This is a genomic window from Myxococcales bacterium (genome assembly GCA_016720545.1).
Classification (GTDB): domain Bacteria; phylum Myxococcota_A; class Polyangia; order Polyangiales; family Polyangiaceae; genus JAAFHV01.
Map to the genome: position 1 here is coordinate 261,654 of JADKKK010000005.1, position 14,202 is coordinate 275,855.

A 14,202-nucleotide genomic window follows, 5' to 3' on the forward strand; every position below is an offset into this window, starting at 1 on the left:
CTGAGGTCACTTCAGCGCGTCGAAGCCGAGGCCGTGGAGCGCGAGGCGGTTCTGGTAATAGAAAAGAAGTCGTGTGTGCGACAGGGCGAGGTCGTCGCCGCGAGGGGATAGCACGTCCTCGACGTGGTAGCCCGCGAGCGCTCTCAGGGCGTCTTCGAGCACACCGGGGGCTTCGCGGTTCCGCAGGCCCGGCGCCACGACGATGAGCCCGCGCCGCTCGAGCGCGTGCACCTCGGTGAGGAGGCGGTCGACCTCCTTCACGAGCTCCGCGCGCGGGACCCGGAAGTCGTCCTTGTGGCCCAAAATGGCGAACAAATCTCCCCTCTTGTCGCCCACGTGGCGGCGCAGCGCGCCGAACGCGGCGGTCGCCACGAGGTGGGTGGACATCACCACCGTGTCGCGTTTGAACGCGCCGCAGATCGCGTCTCCGAGCTCGCGCGTGTACTCCGCGTCGCGCTTCGTGTCGCGCCCGCGGGTGCCGTCGCGTCGCTCGAGGAAGGTCTCCGCCGGCACCTCGCGGCCACGCGCGTCGTGCGAGCGACCCTCGTCGTCGACGAGGTTCCCGAAGCAGTCGAGCGGCTGCCCGAAGCGCACGACGCACGCGCCGTCGAGGCCGAAGAGCTTCTGCACGAACGCGGCGACCCGGCCCACGCGGGTCGACTCGTCGTCGTCGATGATGAACCTCGCCTTGCCCTCTTCTTGGAGAAAGTCGTCGATGAGGGTCTCGGCCTCGAGCGTGAGGAGGTAGTTTATCGTGGCGGGCACGAAGAACACCTTCCGCGGGCGCCCCGCCTCCACCGTGCGGGCGAACGCCTCGATGCCCGTGCCCGCGAGCCCGAGCTTGAGCCTGCGCTCCACGCCGCCCGAGCGCGAGCGCGTGCCGCCCGGGAAAAAGAGGCTGTGGTAGCCGCGCTCGAGCAGCACGCACGAGTACGCCTTCAGTACGTCCTTGTAGAGCGCGTGCCGGAGGCGGCGGTCCACCCGGTAGGCGCCGAGGTTGTGCATGAAGTAGCTCAGCACCGGGTTGGTGAAGAGGTTCTTGCCCGCGCCGTAGGTGGCGGGCGGGAGACCCGCGCGCTCCAGCGCGAACCCGAACACGACCGAGTCGAGGTTCGACAGGTGCGTGGGCGTGTAGACCACCGTCCCGAGCTCCGTGAGCTTCCGCACGTGCTCTCGAGGCCCCTGCACGACGATGCGGCTGTCGAGCGCGGTGAGGTCGAGCGATTGGGGAATGTTCTTTACCATCGCCCGCGGCGACATGAGCGCGCCGAGGAGCGGCGCCATGGCGCGGGACGCGAACTGATACACGCGGGGGTCGAAGTTCCCGGCGACGTCCCACGCGTACATCTTCGTGTACTTCGTGATCGCGGTCCTGAGCTCGCCCTCGGACATTCGGCCGAGCTTGCCGGCGAGCGACTTCCACTCCGCGAGCTCGGGGCCGCCGCGCGGGCCCAGGCGGCGCATTTCCAGGTAGGCGGCGTCGGAGAGGGCGTAGAGGGGGTCCTTGACGCCCCCCACGACGCGGGCGACCACGTCGTCGACGATGGCGCCGCGCGCCTCGTTGAAGCGAAAAATGGGGGCGGAGCGCTCGCTCACCTCGAGGCCCCGGGCGAAAATGCGTTCGAGTGGCACAGGGGGATGACACCAAAGGTGGGGCCACACCACAAGGGTCGCGCACGGCGACGGGCCAGACACGACCAGACTCGGCCACGCGTGCTCTGCAGCGTTCGAGTCTCGTCGATCCACTCGCCGCTCCGGCGCGTAGTAGTGTGAGGCGTTGCGGGGGGACGACGCCGAACCTGCCCCGGAGCCCGGCCAACCATGAGCGACGACCCCACGGAGAACGACGAGGCTACAGCGGAGCTCCTCGCGGTCTATTTCGCGGCGCGGCACCCGCGGCTCGAGGGCGCGCTGCTCGAGCTGTCGCCGCCCGAGGTCGTCGCCGGGTACGTGGCGGTGCGCGAGACCCTCTCCGCGCTCGGGCGCACCTTTCCGCCGGAGACGTTGGGGCCTCACCTCCGATCGCGGCTCGTCGGCACGTTGTCCACGCGGGTCCCGTCGCGTCCGGCCCTCCTCGTCCTCGACATGCTCGTGGACCACCTCACTCCCGGCGCGCCGCTCGAAGTGCCTCGCGCTCGGCTCGTGGTGCCCGCGCTCAGGGCGCGGCTCGAGGCCGCGCGCGCGGCCGGGACACCCGTGGTCTACGTGGTCGACGAGCACGGCCCGGACGACGCCGACCTGGCCGGCTGGGGAGCGCACAACATCGCGGGCACCGGCGGAAACGACGTCTGGCCCGAGCTCGCGCCGTTGCGCACCGACCATGTGGTGAAGAAGCCGACCTACAGCGGCTTCGTCGGTTCGCGCCTGGAGGACGTGCTCGAGGAGCTGAAGGTCGACTCACTCCTGCTCACGGGGTGCCTCACCGAGATCGGCATCATCGCCACCGCCACCGACGCGCTCCAGCGCGGCTACACCATCGAGGTGCCGCCGGACTGCCAGGCGGGGCTGGCCGAGCCGCTGGAGCAGAGCGCCATGGCCGCGCTCCGCCTCATGGCGCCGTTCGGCCCGGCGCGCAAAGCGCGCCTGGCGCGCTTCCATGACGCTCGCGCGGAAGGCTGACGTCCGCCCGGAAGGCTCCCCGCGCAGGCGCGCGCGGGCGGTGACTTCGGAGCGGCGCTCAGGTCGCCGGCACGGCGATCGCGACGAACGCGTCGGCCAGGGCCTTCATCGACGCTTCGGCGCGCGCGCGCGCGACCGAGAGCGGCTCGCCCTCGGCCATCGGCTCGCACACGTCGACGTAGAACTTCACCTTCGGCTCGGTGCCGCTCGGGCGCGCGATCACGCGGCTCCCGCCCTCGAGCTCGAAGACGAGCACGTTGCTCGCTGGCAACGCGAGCGGCTTCACCGCGCCCCCTTCCGCGCGGGTGCCCGCCTCGAGGTCGGAGACGGCGAGCACCGCGAGCGCACCGATCGTGGAGGGCGGCCGCTGGCGGAGCCCGTCGATCATCGCGCGGATCTCCTGGGCGCCTGCTTGACCTTTGCGCGTGAGGTTCACCTGGGTGCTCACGAAGAGGCCGTACCGCCGGTAGAGCTCCTCGAGGCGATCGAGCACGCTGCGCCCCTCGGCCGCGAGCTCGCTCGCGAGCTCCGTGAACACGAGCGCGGCGCTCACGCCGTCCTTGTCGCGCACGAGCCCGCCCACCGTGTAGCCGAGGGCCTCCTCGTAGCCGAAGAGGAACCGGTGCTCGCCGGTGGCCTCGAGCGCCATCGCGCGGTTCGCGATCCACTTGAAGCCCGTGAGGGTCTCTTCGTAGGTGGCGCCGGCCGCGCGCGCGATCACGCCGAGCATGGGCGACGACACGAGGGACGCGAGGAGCACCGCGGTGGCCGGGTCGGCGTCTTGGGAGAGCACGTGGTGGCCGAGCAGCACGCCGACTTGGTTGCCTGTAAGCTGCACGTAGTCGACGCCGCCGTCTTCCCGGGCCTTCGGCACCGCCACCGCGAGCCGATCGGCGTCGGGGTCGTTGGCCAGCACGAGGTCCGCCGACACCGAGCGCGCGAGGGCGAACGACAGGTCCATCGCGCCCTTCTCCTCGGGGTTCGGGAAGGCCACGGTGGGGAAGCGCCCGTCCGGCGCGGCCTGCTCGGCGACGACGTGCAGCGCGGAGAACTGCGCCTCGGCGAGCAGCTTCGCCACGAGGCGGCCGCCGACGCCGTGCATCGGCGTGTAGACGATGCGGAGGTCGCGCCGCGCGCGCTTCGAGCGCACGAGCGAGCCCGCGGCCGCGAGGTATTGCTCTTCGATCGCGAACGGGACGTCGAGCACGAGCCCCTGGCGGCGCGCCTCCGCGAGCGGGAGGATCGGCACGTCTTTGGCGGCGGGAGCCGCCGCGATGGCCTGGGCGACCAGCGTGTCGATGGGCGGGATGATCTGGGCGCCGTTCTCCCAGTACGCCTTGTAGCCGTTGTACTCGGGCGGGTTGTGGCTCGCCGTCACGACCACGCCCGCCGCGCACCCGAGCGCGGTGAGCGCGTACGCCACGAGCGGCGTGGGGCACACGTCGGTGAACAGGTAGACGCGGATGCCGTGGGCGGCGAGCACGCAGGCCGTGTCCTCGGCGAGCTCGCGGCTCATGAGGCGCGCGTCGCAACCGACGACCACGCCGCGTGTCTTCGGGGCGTCGACCTCGGCGAGGACGGTCCCCGCGAGGCCGTGCGTGGCGAGGCGCACGACGGCGCGGTTCATTCGGTTGGGGCCCCCGCCGAGCACGCCGCGCAGGCCCGCGGTGCCGAACTCGAGGTTCTGCGCGAAGCGGTCCGCGAGGTCGTTCGAGCCTGGCGCGGTCTCGTGCTCCTCGAGCAGCCTGCGCACCTCTTGGCGCGTCTCGGCGTCGGGATCACCGTTCATCCAGTCGCGGGCCTTCGCCTTGAGCGCTTCGAGGTCGTCCATGCTTGCCCAAGGAGGGTAGTCGAGGGCTCTCGGAACCTGCAAGTGAACCCCGAAGGGGCGAACGGCGCCCGCGCGTCCGCGCCCGCGCGAAGCGCGTCGTGTCGCGGGTCGATCGTGCGATGATGCCGGCACGCGATGCTCCGCTACACCCTCCGCCGCGCGCTCTGGGCGGTCCCGACGCTGTTCGGGGTGAGCTTCGTCGTCTTCTTGTTGACGACGCTCTTCCCCGATCCCGCGACGCGGCTCGACCCGCACGAGCGCGAGGCGCTGCTCCGCGCGCCTCAAGCCCATTTCGCGCTCGAAGAGCGGCGACGCGGCCTGTTCCTCGATCTGCCGAGGGTCGTGAACGTCGTCCCGCGCGACGTGCGGGTGGTCACCGAGGAGTGCCTCCTCCACCTGCAGCTCGACGACAACGAGGGGCCTATCGCCGCCAACACCCTCGTGAGGCTGGGCGGCGCAGCGCTGCCCCACCTCATGCCCCGGCTCGACGCGCTCGATCCCGAGGGGCGCCGGCGGGTGTCACGCGCGCTCCTCCCCCTCGCGGCGCGCATGGGCCTCCAGCTGCCCGACACACGCACCGACCCCGACGCGGCGCTCCTCTTCTGGCGGCGCTTCTGGGACGATCGCTCGACGGATTTCACGGCGCCCGCCGTGCGACGTAGCGTCGCTCGCTTCGCACAAAAAGCGACCGCCGCCCGGCAGCGCGAGCTCGAGATCCTGGACACCTACGCGCTCCCGGAGCTCTTGGCGGCCGCCCTCGAGACCCCCGACCCCGAGGTGCGCGCGCGCTTCACGGGCCTGCTCGCGCACGCCACGCAGCGCTCGGCGGCGCTCCCGGTCGACGCGTCCGCGGCCGAAGTGCGCCGGGGTCTCTCCGACTGGCGCTCGTGGTGGTTCATCCACGAGCCCGACTTCGTGGAGCGCGAGGGCACCGCGCGCGTCGCCGCGACGCTAGGCGACACCCGCTACGCGAAGTGGACCGTAGGCGCCGTGACGGGCCAGCTCGGCCTCTCCACGCGCGACAACGAGCCCGTTTATGCGAAGCTGAAGGAGCGCGCGCCCATCACGTTCGTGATGACGTTCCTCGCGATGCTCCTCGCCTTCACGCTCGCCGTGCCCATCGGCGCGTTCTCCGCGTGGCGTCGCGGTCGCGTCTGGAACCGCGTCCTCACCGCCTCGCTCTTCGTGGGGTATTCGCTCCCGACCTTCTGGGTCGCCCAGGTCCTCTTCTCGCTGGCGAAGGTGCGCAGCTACGCGGGCGTGGCCGTGCCGCTCGTCGCGCTCGCCATCACGGCGCTCGCCACCCTCTCGCGCCACCAGCGCTCGTCGCTGCTCGAGGTGATTCACGCCGACTATGTGCGCACCGCCCGCGCGAAGGGCGCGAGCTCCGTGAGGCTCGCGCTCGTCCACGCGCTACGAAACGCAGTGTTACCCACGGTCACCCTGGCCGGATTCCAGTTCCCCGCGCTGCTCGGCGGCGCGTTCGTGATCGAGGAGGTGTTCTCCATCCGAGGCATGGGGTGGGAGACCCTGCGAGCGATTGAGGCGCACGACACCGCGTGGATCGTCGCCACCGTGCTCCTCTCCGCGGCGGTCACGACGATCATGCTCATCGCGAGCGACGTGGCCCTCGGCCTGCTCGACCCGCGCGTGCGCGAGCGACAGCTCGGCGGGCGGATCGCGTGAGCCCGCCCCGCCGCACCCGTGTGGGGACGGTGAGCCACGCGCTCTACCGGCTCACGGAGCGGCGCCTCGCGCGCTGGGGCGCCCTCCTGCTCGCGTTCCTGTCGCTGGTCGCCGTCCTCGCGGAGCTCTTCGCCAGCGACTACCCCCTGCTCTGCTCGGTGGACGGTGTGGTGTACGTGCTGCCCGCCGTCACGCACCCGCGCTCGCTCACGGGCCGCGACAACGCGCGCCTCGCCGAGCAGAGCGTCGAGCGCCCGGGCAGCGTGTTCGCGCTCTACCCGTTCGTGCGCTTCGGGCCCACCTCCGAGTCCGCGGCCCGCCTCGTGCCGCCCTCGGCCGAGCACCCGTTCGGCACCGACTCGCGCGGGCGCGACGTGTTCGCGCAGACCATCCACGGGGTGCGCACCCAGCTCGGGTTCGCGTTCCTCACCGTGTGCGCGTACGTCGCGCTCGGGGCCTTCATCGGGGCGACCGCGGGCTATTTTGGCGGAACTGCTGATTTTTTTACGGAACGAATCACCGACACGATGAGCGCGATCCCGAGCTTCGTGCTCATCCTCTGTGTCCAGGCGGCGCTGCCCCATCCGAACCTGCAGACGCTCTTCATCACCGTCGTCGCCGCGCGCTTCGCCGAGGTCGCGCGCCTCGTCCGCGTGGAGGTGGTCGACGTCAGCACGCGCGACTACGTGCTCGCCGCGCGCGCGCTCGGCGCCTCGCCGCTGCGCGTGCTGCTGCGGCACGTGCTGCCCAACGCGCGCGGCCAAGCGATCGTCTCGGCGACGTTCGGCCTCGGCGCCGTCGTGCTCCTCGAGGCGCAGCTCGACTTCCTGCGTGTGGGCGATCGCGGGCGGTTCGCCTCGTGGGGCCAGGTCATGAGCGACGTGCGCGATCGGCCCGACGCGTACTGGCTCTTGCTCTTCCCCGGCCTGTTCTTGCTCGCCACCGTGGTCGCGACGAACCTCGTCGGTGAGGCGCTCCGGGACGCGCTCGATCCGCGCGCCCGCGGGCAGCAGGCGTAGACCCCTCGACGCGCAGCCGACGTGGGGGCGAGGTACTACGAGCGCTCGATCTTGAGGCCCTCGGCCTCCCACGCGAGGAAGCCGCCCTCGAGGAAGCTCACCTCAGTGCCCCCGCCGATGAGCTTCGCCGCCAGCTCCTTCGCCTTGTCACCGGAGCGGCAGTAGAGGACCGGCTGCCCACCGAGCATGAACAACTCGGCGAGGCGGGTCTCGATCTCCTCAGCGGGGAGGTTCGTGGAGCCGGGGATGTGCGCTCGGGCGAAGGCGCCGGCGTCGCGCGTGTCCACCACCGAGACTGCGCCGCGCTTCTGCAGCTCGACGACCTCATCGACCTTCAGCGCGCCCTCGGCGCGCGGCAGGTGCCGCTCGACCATCGCGCGGAGCGCGCGCTTGCCGAGCGCGCCAGCCTGCCCGTCGACGATGCGCCCGCCGGCGAACACCATGAACATGGGCACCTGCTGGATGCGGAGCTGCCGCGCCAGGGTGGGCGCGTTCTCGATCAGCACCTTCACGATCTTCAGCTTGCCCTCGAGGTCGGCCCCGAGCGACTCGACCTCCGCGTCCGTGGCGCGGGCCGATGCGGCGGCACGCTGCGACGAGAAGTAGATCAAGACCGGCAGCTCGCTCTGGAAGACCTCGACCTCGAACTCGCGCTCGCTGATCGACTTGAGCTTCGAGGCGCCCGCCGGCCCCGCGCTTCCGCTCATGTTTCCGCCCCTGTTTCCGCCCGCGCCACCGAGGATCATGGGCGGATCACTAGCCGAACCCGAAACCTGGGCGAAGCGTATTCTTCGGCGCCGGGCCAGGGCGCGTGCACCCACGAGCGCGTGGCCCAGCGTGCGCCGCGGGCGAGGGTGGTCATCGAGTGAGCCTCCGCCGCGAGCCGGTCGATCCTCTCACTCGGCGCACCGCCGCACGTTGCGCGCGCGCCGAGACCCGCGCGAGGGATGCGGGCGTCGCTCACGACGCCGGGTGCGCTTCGGCGCCTGTACCGGTACAGACCGATGCAGGCACGGCGTACGCCCTTGTGGGCAAACGATTGCGTGTAATTTCAACGTCTTGCGTGTGGCATGGTCGTCGCATCAGGGAGCACAACCCGAAAGGATGCTCCCATGAAGTACACGGGCTGCTCCTGGTTCCAGCTGACCGCAAAGTGAGCCGCGAAGACCGCCACCTCGCGACCCGAGACCCGCCCTCACCGGCGGGGCTCGCCGTTTTGTCTTTACGAGTGGCCCGCCCGCCCGTGGGGCGCGGCATGTCGCGTGCATTCCCTGACGCATGGCCTTTCGGTGGCGCCGCTCACTCGCCGTAGGTTCCATCGTGGCCCTTGCGCTCACGCGCCCCGCCCACGCCGACACCGGCCTGGCGGTGGGCCTCGGCCTCGCGTTCGCCGCGGCGGTGCCCGACGGCCCGGGAGAGACACAGCTCGGCGCGCCCTGGTTTCTGCGCCTCCAAGCGGCGGGTCTCTCCCGCATCGACGACACACCTGTCGTGGGCGATCGTCCGAGCCGCGCGCACTTCTCGGTGCACGACGCGTTTTTTCTCGAGGGGGATCTCGGCGCCGTGTGTGCGAGGAGCCGCTGCGCCTCGCTCGGCGACGTCGCGCTCCGGGGTGTGGGAGGCTACGAGCTGCTCCTGGGCCTGCGGGCGCCCGGGGCCTCCGTGTACGTGGGTCCACGCATCACGTGGGAAGGGTGGTTGACGAACAAGTACGCGCTTGGCGCGGTGTCGTGGCCTGCAGTGCTCCGCGTGGAGCAGGCGGTCGCGCACACGCGTCGGCGCATTCTGTCGGCGTGGGCCTCACCTCACGGGCTCTTTCGCTCCTACGGCGGGGCGTGGGAAGAGCCCCTCGCCGACTCGCTCTGGATGACGCTCTCCGGCGGCGCGACCCGCGGCATCCTCTCGAGCGACGTAGGCGACGCCAACGGTGCGCTCGGAGTGACGGTGACCGTAGGCGTTCGCGTGGGCTCGGCGCTCTAGCCGCGCATGAGCTCGGTTCGCCCCTTGCGCGCTTACCGGCCACCGTGTCGAACGTCTGCGCGGGGCCGCAGCTCTGGCCACGCGCCGCTCACCACGCAGAGCTGCCTCCCCGAGGCCCCCTACAAGGCGGCCGATCCCTTCATCGAGCGGTCGCTCATCGTGGACGTTTCGTCCGACAGAGGTGCGCTGGGTGCACGTTACGACTTCGTCCTGCGACCCACCTGAGGTGTGCGGACTCGGACCGAGTCCTGGCGTCTCGCTCGCGATGGCGCTCGGCGAGTGGCCCCTTCGCGGAGTGGCAAAGAGCGATGTCGCGCTCCGTCGGTGCCCGTCGCGGCGGAGCCTCGCTCAGAAGAGGCGAAGTCCGAACCCGATGGGAGCGTACACCACCCGGTTGTCGTTCGTGATGTTGGCGAAGTAGTAGCCGACACTGCTCGTCACCATCCACTGACCGTAGGGCTGTGTGACCACCGCAAAGGCCAAGTCGAACGTCGGGCTGAAGACGACATTCGTCGACAGCTTGACCGCGTCGGGTGTGCAGCTCCGCGCCTGGCCCCCTAGGAGCCCCACACCGACCCACGCCCACTCGACCAGACGCACCGAGAGGGCGGGGCCGATCGAGAAGAAGTTCGAGCCGGTGGCGCTCCCGCACTCGGAGCCAACGGCCCCGAGGGCGCGCGCGAGAATCTCCGCGCGTCGCGAGAACGCGTAGCCACCCTCGAGCGAGAAGCCGACCGATACGCCGGACGTCCCGTGGTCGCGTGCCCCCGTCCCGGCCGCAAGGAACGCGTACGGGACGGCGACGAAGTGCGCGCCGAAGACGAAGCCCGTCGGGCCGGCGGTGGTGGGCGGTGACGTTGGGGGTAGGGTCGCCGTCGACGCGGTCGAGGGCGTCGACGCTGCCGGCGCCGCCGACCCTGGCGGCGAGCGAGACGTCAGGCGGGGGAAGCGCGCGAGCACCTCGGCGTTCTTCTTCCCCAGGCGCACGAGCGTCCTCACGTCGACGGGCGGCCCGCCGTCGCGCTCGAAGGTGAAGGTGTGCTGCCCGGGGTCCACCGGGACGGGGCTGCCGTCCAGCTGGCCGTGAGGCTTGCCGTCGATGAGCACGCGCGCCGAGAGCACGGGCTGCCCGGCGTCGTCCTCCGCGACGAACACGACGGTGGGGAGGTTCGCTTCGACCTCCTCGAGCCAGCGGCGACAGTCGTCGCGAATGTCAGCATCGCAGCCTTCCGCGACGCAAACCAGGAGGAGATCTCGCGTGCGCGTGAGCTTCTGGACGTCTCTCCGCAACACGCTCGCGTCGTCGGCCGCCGCGGCGCACGCCGCCCTGTTCGCGAGCGCCTCTGGCGGCGCGACCACCGTGAGGACCCCGACGAACCCAAGCGTGCGTCGCAGGCGGTTCATCGACGCCCCGGCGCCGACGTAGGCGACCGCAGCGGAGCGGCTGCCAAGGCGGGGCCCGCTCGCCGTCGCTCGCGCGAGGTCGCGCGCCGGGGCTGCGGCGACGAATGGACGGCGCGTCATGCGGGCACCCAAGCAGCGAACGTGCCAGCGAGGCTTGATGGCATTCTTGCCCACGCCAGCGCTCTAATGGTTGAGTGGTTCAACCAGTTGTGAACCGACGATCACACCGGCCGGCGAACGACGGGACGCCTCGCGCGTGTCGAAAAAGCGCGGCCACCGCGGGCGCTCGCGGGGCGGCTGCGTCTCCGCCCGAGGGCCCGCCGGGGGCCTCGGTGCGCCGGAGAACGGAGCGAGGGGAGCGAAGGGCCGCCGCACGCGAAGCGTCCGCGAGGTTGTTCGCGCACGTGTGCCCGCACAAGAAGCCGGGCGACCCGCACATCGCGCGCCGCTCGATCTAGTGCAAATCACGGGGCGCGGCCCGATTGCGCGATCTGGCACGCTGGCTGCTCCTGCGCGCTCATGCCCCACCGTGCCGCACGGAACGCCTCGCTCCTCGACCCACTCGCCCCTCACCCGTATCGTCGCGTGCCTCTTTCGCCGCCCGAGGCGGAGCGCGTTTGGGAGCGCCAGGCGCGGCCTCGATGATCCGCACCGCGCTCACGGCAGTCGGGCTGCTGGCCGTCGTCCTCGTGTATGCGCTCATGCGATGGAGCGCGAGGCGCGCTCGCGGCGGCATTCCACACGAGGACCCGGTGCGCCCGAACGGGCCGATTGCCTCGTTCGCCGCTCAAGACTGGCTCGTCGCGGCGTACATGCTCGTGTTCTGGGTACTCGTGGCCCTCGGGACCGGCCCACGCAGGCCCGCGCTGGTGTGGATATCTCTCGACGTCGTCGCCTTCTTTGGCGCGCTCGTGATCGCGCGCGCGCCGACCACCCCTCGGCTGATCGCGGACGTCGTCTACCGGATCGCGCTCCCCGGAGCCATCGCGTCGACGTTCAGCCAGCTCCACGTGCTGCTCCCGAGCGTCCGAGCGGCGACCTACGACGGCGCGCTCTACCGCTTCGACAAGGCGGTGTTCGGCTTCGAGCCCGCGGAGGCCTGGGATCCCTACGTTTCACCAGGAACCACGGAGTGGTTCTCGTTTTATTACTACCTCTACTTCGCCATCTTGCTCGTTCACGTCCTCCCCATGGCCATCGTCGAGCGACGCATGCACGTGCTCCGCGAGTTCTCCTGGGGGATCTTCTTCGTGTTCTGCGCAGGTCATCTCATCTACCTCGGGGTGCCGGGGTATGGGCCCTATCGCCACCTCGGCGCGACCTTCACGCACGCGCTCGACGGGCCCACGTTCTGGCCGCTCGTCTCGCGCACCGTCGCGTCGTTCGATGGCGCGCACCGAACCGACATTTTTCCAAGCCTGCACACGGCAGCGCCAACCTTCTTGACGCTGTTCTCGTACCGGCATAGGCGCGAGCTGCCGTTTCGCTACACGTGGCCCGTGTTGGCCTTCGTGACCGCGAACATCATCGTGGCGACGATGTTCCTTCGTTGGCACTACCTGATCGACGTGTGCGCTGGGTTGGCCCTCGCGACGACCGCCTTCGCGGGTGCGTGCCGCATACCCGCTGCCGACGACGCCGCGCGCGCTCGCGGCGGTCTGCCTCCGATCTGGCGCCCGCTCGTCGACAGGCGTTCTCCGCGGGATACACCCGAACCTGCCGCCGGTCGCAGGCGCTAGTCCCCTGGAGTCGTGGTTCGTATCAGAAGTCCGGTCTTCGGTGTCATGCCGAGGAGCGAGGGGGTGCCCCGTTTTCGGCGGCGGCGGGCCCGTCCTCAACTCGGACGTCGTTCCGCGCGGTGGAGGCGGCGCTTTGCGCTCAGGGGACAGTGGTTTCGGGTGTGACCGCGCGAGAACGCCGACCCTCGAACATGAGTATCCTCCCACCGCCGCCGAAAACGGGACACCCCCTCGCTCCCTTGTGGCGAAAGGCCGAGCCGCGCGACTTCTGGAAGGGATCACGCTTCCAGGGGACTAGCTCAGGGGCGCTCGTCGATGTCGATGCCATGCTTCTTCACGAGCCGGTAGAGGGCATATCGGCTCGACAGGCCCAGCTCACGCGCCGCGTCGGCGACGCGGCCCTCGTGTCGTGCGAGCGCCGAGCGGATCGCTTCGGGGGTCGCCTCCGCGCGCGCGGGCGTCGGGAGAGTGGCGTCGGGCGGCGCCGAAGGCGGCGCATCGGGTGGCCGAGACTCGCGCACTTCGAGGCAATCGGGGGGCAGCTCGAGGTGGTCTCCCGCGCTCACCGCCATGGACCTCCAGAGGAGCGCGTCGAGCTCCCGCACGTTCGCCGTGTAGCTGCGCTGGAGGAGATGCACCACCAGGCGGGCGTCGAGGCGAGGATACGCGTATCCCGAGTCTGTTCGGCCGATGAAGTGCCCAGCGAGGTCGGGGGACCTCTCGGCGGCTCGAAGTAGGAGGTGTCGCGCGAGGAGCGGTGCGTCCTCGCGGCGGTCGACGAGCCTCGGGAGTTCCACCCGCCCGACGAACCGAGCGAGCACGTCGTGCTTGAGCAGCTTGGGGTCGCGGTTCGTCGCGGCCACGAGGCAGAACGTGGAGCGGCGCGCGAGGACGTCACCGAGGCGCTGGTACTCCCCGGCGTCGAGGACGCGCAGCAAGTGCGCCTGGAGCTCGAGTGAGAGCTCTCCGATTTCGTCGAGGAAGAGGGTCCCCCCGCTGGCTTCGCCCACGAGGCCAGGCCGCTCCGCCATTCCCGGGTTCGGGTAGTTCTTTGCGTTCCCGAAGAGCTCCGCGTCGATGAGGCCCGGTGGCAGGGTGGCTGCGTTTCGCGAGACGAACTTGCCAGTTCTCGAAGAGAGCTGGTGGATTGCTCGGGCGGCGAGCTCTTTCCCTGTTCCGCTCTGGCCGAGCAGGAGGGTGTGGCCCTCCGCCATCGCCGCGAACTGAAGCATCTCCCGCAGTCGCCAGAGGGCTGGAGACTCGCCAATGATGCCGAGCGAGTCGGGCTCGCCAAACGCCCCCCACTGCTTCGATGTGAAGAGGCGCGACGGGGGAATGAGCGCGGGGCGCCGCGCGCAATACAGCACGAGCTCACCCGAGAGCGCGAGGACGTCCCCCGGTCGCAGCGTGGCCGCGTCGCACCGAGCCCCGTTCACCTCGAGATCGCACTGGCCGATTCGCTCCACTCGGGGCCCGTCGTGCTCCGGGTAGAACCGGAGCTGACGACGTGAGATGGCAGAGGCCTCGAGGGGCGGGCGCTCCGTGAGCGTCCCCGGTCGCTGCCGAAAGAACGCCACTCGCCGCTCGCGCGTCGCGCCGGGGCCACGACCCAGGATGAGGGGGGCGCCGCTGGCTGGCAGCACGGCCACCTCACCGACTCGCGCCGGCTCGTCCGAAGACCACGCGATGACGAGGACCGTCGCCTCGACGGGCTTCTCTTCACTCGATCCGCGCTCGTGCCGCCGCACCACCGTGGTCGCCACACCGCTCGTGCCGTCGCGCGCAATTCCGCCCATGCGTCGAGCCAGAATGCCAGGTTCCCCCTACGACCGGGGACCGTTTCGGTTCGCGCGCCACCGCGCGGTCGGCTTCCGAGGAGCGAGCGCGGCGCCATGGGCTGTCGGGGATCCATGTAGGCGTCGGA

The 14,202-nt window shown here is 70.8% G+C and carries 10 protein-coding genes; 5 read left to right on the forward strand and 5 right to left on the reverse strand.

Features of this window, described 5'->3' with window-relative positions; translation table 11 throughout:
• Positions 1-6: 6 nt before the first annotated feature.
• The gene (locus IPQ09_12840; protein ID MBL0195095.1) at positions 7-1,632 is read right to left on the reverse strand and encodes a 1-acyl-sn-glycerol-3-phosphate acyltransferase; all 1,626 of its coding nucleotides are present in this window, start codon (positions 1,630-1,632) and stop codon (positions 7-9) included.
• Between the two features lie 189 nt (positions 1,633-1,821).
• Here IPQ09_12840 and IPQ09_12845 point away from each other — a divergent pair, with 189 nt between their 5' ends.
• Entirely contained in the window at positions 1,822-2,619 is a 798-nt protein-coding gene (locus IPQ09_12845; GenBank protein MBL0195096.1) for a cysteine hydrolase, read from the forward strand.
• Between the two features lie 58 nt (positions 2,620-2,677).
• Here the strand turns inward: IPQ09_12845 and IPQ09_12850 are convergent, their stop codons facing one another.
• Positions 2,678-4,450, reverse strand: a complete 1,773-nt coding sequence (locus IPQ09_12850) for a phospho-sugar mutase (protein MBL0195097.1) — start codon at positions 4,448-4,450, stop codon at positions 2,678-2,680.
• Between the two features lie 135 nt (positions 4,451-4,585).
• On the opposite strand from IPQ09_12850, the gene IPQ09_12855 reads away from it, so the two are divergent.
• Positions 4,586-6,136 (forward strand): ABC transporter permease, encoded by a 1,551-nt coding sequence (locus IPQ09_12855; GenBank protein ID MBL0195098.1) that lies wholly within the window; start codon positions 4,586-4,588, stop codon positions 6,134-6,136.
• Positions 6,133-7,155 (forward strand): ABC transporter permease, encoded by a 1,023-nt coding sequence (locus IPQ09_12860; GenBank protein MBL0195099.1) that lies wholly within the window; start codon positions 6,133-6,135, stop codon positions 7,153-7,155. Before IPQ09_12855 ends, IPQ09_12860 begins: the two co-directional genes overlap by 4 nt.
• 35 nt (positions 7,156-7,190) lie before the next feature.
• Here IPQ09_12860 and IPQ09_12865 read toward each other — a convergent pair whose 3' ends face one another.
• Positions 7,191-7,862, reverse strand: coding sequence for a thioredoxin (locus IPQ09_12865; GenBank protein ID MBL0195100.1), 672 nt, complete (start codon positions 7,860-7,862; stop codon positions 7,191-7,193).
• Between the two features lie 613 nt (positions 7,863-8,475).
• On the opposite strand from IPQ09_12865, the gene IPQ09_12870 reads away from it, so the two are divergent.
• The gene (locus IPQ09_12870) at positions 8,476-9,135 is read left to right on the forward strand and encodes a hypothetical protein (GenBank protein ID MBL0195101.1); all 660 of its coding nucleotides are present in this window, start codon (positions 8,476-8,478) and stop codon (positions 9,133-9,135) included.
• Between the two features lie 348 nt (positions 9,136-9,483).
• Here the strand turns inward: IPQ09_12870 and IPQ09_12875 are convergent, their stop codons facing one another.
• Positions 9,484-10,659: a hypothetical protein gene (locus IPQ09_12875; protein MBL0195102.1), complete on the reverse strand. Its 1,176-nt coding sequence runs from the start codon at positions 10,657-10,659 to the stop codon at positions 9,484-9,486.
• Between the two features lie 521 nt (positions 10,660-11,180).
• On the opposite strand from IPQ09_12875, the gene IPQ09_12880 reads away from it, so the two are divergent.
• A complete protein-coding gene (locus tag IPQ09_12880) occupies positions 11,181-12,278 on the forward strand; it encodes a phosphatase PAP2 family protein (GenBank protein ID MBL0195103.1) in 1,098 nt (365 codons plus the stop codon).
• A gap of 299 nt (positions 12,279-12,577) precedes the next feature.
• Here the strand turns inward: IPQ09_12880 and IPQ09_12885 are convergent, their stop codons facing one another.
• Positions 12,578-14,074, reverse strand: a complete 1,497-nt coding sequence (locus IPQ09_12885) for a sigma-54-dependent Fis family transcriptional regulator (protein ID MBL0195104.1) — start codon at positions 14,072-14,074, stop codon at positions 12,578-12,580.
• Positions 14,075-14,202 lie beyond the last annotated feature (128 nt).

Bases quoted from the DNA above. Each gene is read 5' to 3' on its own strand.
- IPQ09_12885 (MBL0195104.1), bottom strand. From the start codon at position 14,074: ATGGGCGGAATTGCGCGCGACGGCACGAGCGGTGTGGCGACCACGGTG.
- IPQ09_12850 (MBL0195097.1), bottom strand. From the start codon at position 4,450: ATGGACGACCTCGAAGCGCTCAAGGCGAAGGCCCGCGACTGGATGAAC.
- IPQ09_12855 (MBL0195098.1), top strand. From the start codon at position 4,586: ATGCTCCGCTACACCCTCCGCCGCGCGCTCTGGGCGGTCCCGACGCTG.
- IPQ09_12865 (MBL0195100.1), bottom strand. From the start codon at position 7,862: ATGAGCGGAAGCGCGGGGCCGGCGGGCGCCTCGAAGCTCAAGTCGATC.
- IPQ09_12875 (MBL0195102.1), bottom strand. From the start codon at position 10,659: ATGACGCGCCGTCCATTCGTCGCCGCAGCCCCGGCGCGCGACCTCGCG.
- IPQ09_12845 (MBL0195096.1), top strand. From the start codon at position 1,822: ATGAGCGACGACCCCACGGAGAACGACGAGGCTACAGCGGAGCTCCTC.
- IPQ09_12880 (MBL0195103.1), top strand. From the start codon at position 11,181: ATGATCCGCACCGCGCTCACGGCAGTCGGGCTGCTGGCCGTCGTCCTC.